A 4,378-nucleotide genomic window follows, 5' to 3' on the forward strand; every position below is an offset into this window, starting at 1 on the left:
TAGGTAAGATACATTCGAGGCAGGGAGTCTCTGGAGGAGCAAAGATGGAAAGATTTCCTTCAATACCGATGGCACCGCCAAAAACGTACGGGATTCCGTTTCGGGCACAAGCACGGTTCAGAAGATACCGTGTTCGCATATTGTCTAACCCGTCAACTACACAGTCTGTGTCCTCAACTATTTTGTCCACGTTGCTTTCTCTGACGCTTTCCGGAATCGCCTTCACTTTCACCTCAGGGTTCATTCGCTTAATCTTTTGGGCCGCTGCTTCAACCTTGGGATACCGCAAATCATCTAGATTGTACAGTATCTGTCGATGCAAGTTACTGAGTTCAACTGTATCCTGATCGACTATACGCAAGTGTCCGACGCCTGCTAAGGCAAGATAGACAGTAGATGCACTCCCAAGTCCGCCAGCTCCTACTATGGCTACTTTGGACCGCCACAGCTTTTCTTGACCCTTATGACCAAGTTCAAAAAGTGCTGTCTGTCGCTTATAGAATTCCGAAGGATCAAAAGTACTAGCCGAAACCATTCTTCAACCCCAAACAAATGACTAATTCCCTGATTAGTTCTTCAAGTTTACTCTTAAGAATATTCTACACTTTCCTCTGGATCTGCTCAACTTGATTGAACTTTGCAATGATTACCATTATTTCTCCTAAACAAATGCCACCAAAATTCCCTCCACCATTTGCTATGAGCATGTAGCACGGCAACGGTAACTAGTTGCTGCCTTTGAAATATTGATTAGGTGTTCATAAAGCGTTTAATTCGGCAGTCTAAGATGTAGAGTGAATGTTCAACGTTCTAGATTATGAACGAAAAAGGAAGTTGCGTTAAATGGCCAAACCTGCCCTTGAGGCTCTCACAGGAGTGGTTGTAGACCTACCCACCGAAACGCCAATACGAGTCCTGCATATTGACGATGAAACAGGCTTCTTGAAGGTTGCAAAACAATGCCTGCAAATGGAAGGCTCATTTCACGTGGACACTGCCTCGTCTGTTGAAGAAGCCACGAAAAAGATGAAAAAGAAAATATTTGATGTGATCGTTTCTGACTACGTGATGCCTGGAAAAGACGGCCTCGAATTTCTAAAAGAATTACGAGACCATGGGAACAACATTCCATTTATCATATTCACTGGAAAAGGTCGAGAAGAAGTAGCAATCAAGGCATTAAACTTAGGTGCAGATCAATATCTCAACAAGGCTGGCCACCCAGAAACAGTCTACGGTGAGTTGGTACATGGCATACTCCAAGCCGTGAAAGGCAAAAAAGCGGAGGAGGCGCTGAGGGAATCTGAAGAAAGGTATAGAAGCCTATTCAAAAAGGCATTAGACGCCATTTTCGTAGCCGATGCGGAAACTGGTACGTTACTTGACTGCAACCTTGCAGCATCAGAATTAGTGAGCAGAGAAAAATCAGAATTAGTTGGGAAACACCAAACGATCCTTCATCCTCCAGAAAAAATCAAAGGAGGATTTAGCAAAACTTTCAAACAGCATCTAAAAGAAAAAGAAGGATATGTTCTGGAAACGAAGGTTATAACCAAAACAGGAGAGATCAAAGATGTTGCAATCAAAGCCAGTGTCTTTAAACTTAAGGGCAAAAAAGTGATTCAAGGGATATTCCGAGACATTACAGAAAGGAAACAGTTTGAGAAAAGACTTTCAGCACTAAATATTTACAGTCAAGACTTGAACATGGCGGAGAGCATGGCGGAAATATATCGGCTGACCTTGGACGCTATGGAGAAGACGCTTGGGTTTGAACAAGCATCCTTTATGGTTGTGGACGAAAACGTGCTTTGCGTCGCAGATCAACGTGGATACCCAGCGATCTTTTCTCTCAAGCTGCCACTAAGTAAGAAGCGAGGCCTAACCGTCAAGGTGGCAAGAACTGGCAGACCCATCCTCGTTTCAGACACGAGAAAGGAAAGAGATTATGTAGAAGGCATGCCTAATCTACGCTCCGAGCTTGCCGTACCCATCAAGATCGGGGATAGAATTCTTGGAGTTTTAAACGTAGAAAGCAAAGAACTGGATGCCTTTGATGAGAAAGATCAAAAACTACTTGAAATATTGGCATCCCACGCTGGCACCGCACTGAGCAATCTGAAGCAAACCAAGAACTTAGAGATGTACACGAAAGACGTTCAAGAAAGCCAGCAGAAGTTTGAACGCTTGTTTATGAATAATCCTGAGGCAGCTGATTTCCTGGATCCTGCTTTTCACATTATGGATGTTAACCCACGCTTTGAAGAGCTTTTCGGCTACTCGCTGGATGAAATCAAAGGCAAACACATCAACGACGTAATAGTGCCAAGGGACAAGTTAGAAGAAGCAAAAATGCTGGACAAAAAAGTCGGAGAAAGGATCATCTATTACGATACTGTTAGAAAGAGAAAGGACGGATCCCTAGTTCCAGTGTCCATATCTGCTGCCCCAATCATCGTTGAAGGCAACCTCATAGGCACTATTGGATTGTACAAAGATATCACCGATCGAAAGAAAGCCGAAGAAGAACTGGAGGAATCCAGAAGGCATTTTCAAACATTGTTTAATCTTATGGTTGACCCAGTGGTCATCGTTGACGGAAAGGGAAAATTTCTAGAAATCACCGATAGAGTGGAGGAAATAACAGGGTTCGAAAAGGAAGAGTTACTTGAACAGAATTTTCTAAAGACGAAGATTGTGACAGCCAAAAGCAAAGCAATCTTGATAAAGAATCTGGCTAAACGAATGATGGGGATGCATATCCCACCCTACGAGGTTGAAGTGCTCACAAAAGACGGTAAGAAACTACCCTACGAAATAAACGCGGCAAAAGTAGAATACAAAGGCAAACCAGCAGACCTCGTTGTATTCCGTGACGTATCTGAAAGAAAGAAGATGGAAGAAAAACTACGTGTTGTGGGCAAATTAACTAGACATGATGTGCGAAACAAACTCTCCACAATCACAGGAAACGCTTTCCTTGCTAGACAGAGGCTGGCTGGAAACCATGAAGTTCTGGAGTACTTAAAAGACGTGGAATCAGCTTGTTGGCAAGTGGAAACAATTTTTGATTTCGCAAGGACCTACGAGAAGTTAGGTGTTGAAGAATTAGTGTACATGAATGTAGAGAAAAGCCTTAAAGAGGCAAGTTCGTTGTTTTCAGATCTACACGGCGCAAAGATAGTGAATGAGTGTCATGGATTACTGGTGCTGGCAGATTCATTACTAAGACAACTATTCTACAACTTGATTGACAACTCGTTGAAGCACGGCGGCAAAGTCAACCGAATCAGACTATACTATGAAGAGACGGGGAAAGATGAACTGAAATTGGTTTATGAAGACGATGGTGCTGGTATACCGAAGGCTGAAAAGGAAAAGATATTCAAAGAAGGGTACGGAAGAGGCACGGGATACGGGCTTTACCTAATAAGGAAAATATGTGAAGTCTACGATTGGACCATCCGAGAGACAGGCAAATACGGCACGGGATCCCAATTCACCATGACCTTACCCAGAGCGGGTGAAACCAAGAAAGAACACTATAAACTTCATTAACAGTGGCTCGCGCGCGCACAAGCAACTTTAGCAGGGAAACCGAGACAAAGATTTTTCAGACGTTTCCATGGGTCTTGCTGCATAGGTCATGCTGACCGTATCGTTCCAACCGTGCACCCCCCCCCTCCCCGGGGGGGCATGAACATGCAGTTGCGATCGAGCTTATAATGGAATTTGTGCTTATGCTCTTAGTAACTGGATTCCTTAAACTATAGCATGCTTCTACTTGTGAAAGTCATCATGACGGAAATTTTAATACGCGGCGCAACGCTATTACGCATGTACAAACGATACACTCTGGGCTTCACCTAAGCGAGGAAGCGAAAATGAGTATTTGATATGGGAGCGTAATCCTATGAACGAAGATGAGGAAATTGAAAGAATAAAGGCGAAGAAGCTGGAGGAACTACTGAAAAAAAGCCAGAAACAGAAAACAGAGGGTGTAGTCACGTTAACATCCTCGTCTTTTGACAATTTCTTGCAGAATACCAATCTACCGGTTTTAGTTGACTTTTGGGCTGGATGGTGTATGCCATGTACAGTTATGGCTCCCGTAATAGAAGAACTGGCCCGTGACTACGCTGAAAAGGCAGCGTTCGCCAAAGTCAATGTAGACGAAAATCCAGACATCTCGCAACGCTACAACGTTATGGGAATACCTCACTTCCTAATCTTCAAAGATGGTAAACCCGTTGAAAGAATTGTTGGTGCGGTTGGACGTGGACCATTAGAAGCAGCCTTAAAGAACCACCTCAAACCAGAATAAGATAGTTTGGAAAACGGATGAGAAGATAAACGAGGATTTTTTGGGATAGCAAAC

The 4,378-nt window shown here is 43.5% G+C and carries 3 protein-coding genes; 2 read left to right on the forward strand and 1 reads right to left on the reverse strand.

The genetic code is table 11. The features are described 5' to 3' along the window. Positions 1-535 (reverse strand): HesA/MoeB/ThiF family protein (locus tag OEX01_09390; GenBank protein MDH5449195.1); only part of this gene is annotated, 535 nt, incomplete at its 3' end. A gap of 308 nt (positions 536-843) precedes the next feature. Between OEX01_09390 and OEX01_09395 the strand changes: the two genes are divergently transcribed. Both OEX01_09395 and trxA read left to right on the forward strand, forming a co-directional pair. Continuing rightward, a complete protein-coding gene (locus OEX01_09395; protein MDH5449196.1) occupies positions 844-3,558 on the forward strand; it encodes a PAS domain S-box protein in 2,715 nt (904 codons plus the stop codon). Positions 3,559-3,913: 355 nt separating this feature from the next. After that, on the forward strand, positions 3,914-4,324 hold the full coding sequence (gene trxA, locus OEX01_09400; GenBank protein MDH5449197.1) for a thioredoxin: 411 nt from the start codon (positions 3,914-3,916) through the stop codon (positions 4,322-4,324). The last annotated feature ends 54 nt before the right edge of the window (positions 4,325-4,378 follow it).

Source organism: Candidatus Bathyarchaeota archaeon, from assembly GCA_029882535.1.
Classification (GTDB): domain Archaea; phylum Thermoproteota; class Bathyarchaeia; order Bathyarchaeales; family SOJC01; genus JAOUKM01.

Excerpts from the sequence above, each read along its gene's own strand:
- OEX01_09395 (MDH5449196.1), top strand. The coding sequence starts at position 844 with ATGGCCAAACCTGCCCTTGAGGCTCTCACAGGAGTGGTTGTAGACCTA.
- trxA (MDH5449197.1), top strand. The coding sequence starts at position 3,914 with ATGAACGAAGATGAGGAAATTGAAAGAATAAAGGCGAAGAAGCTGGAG.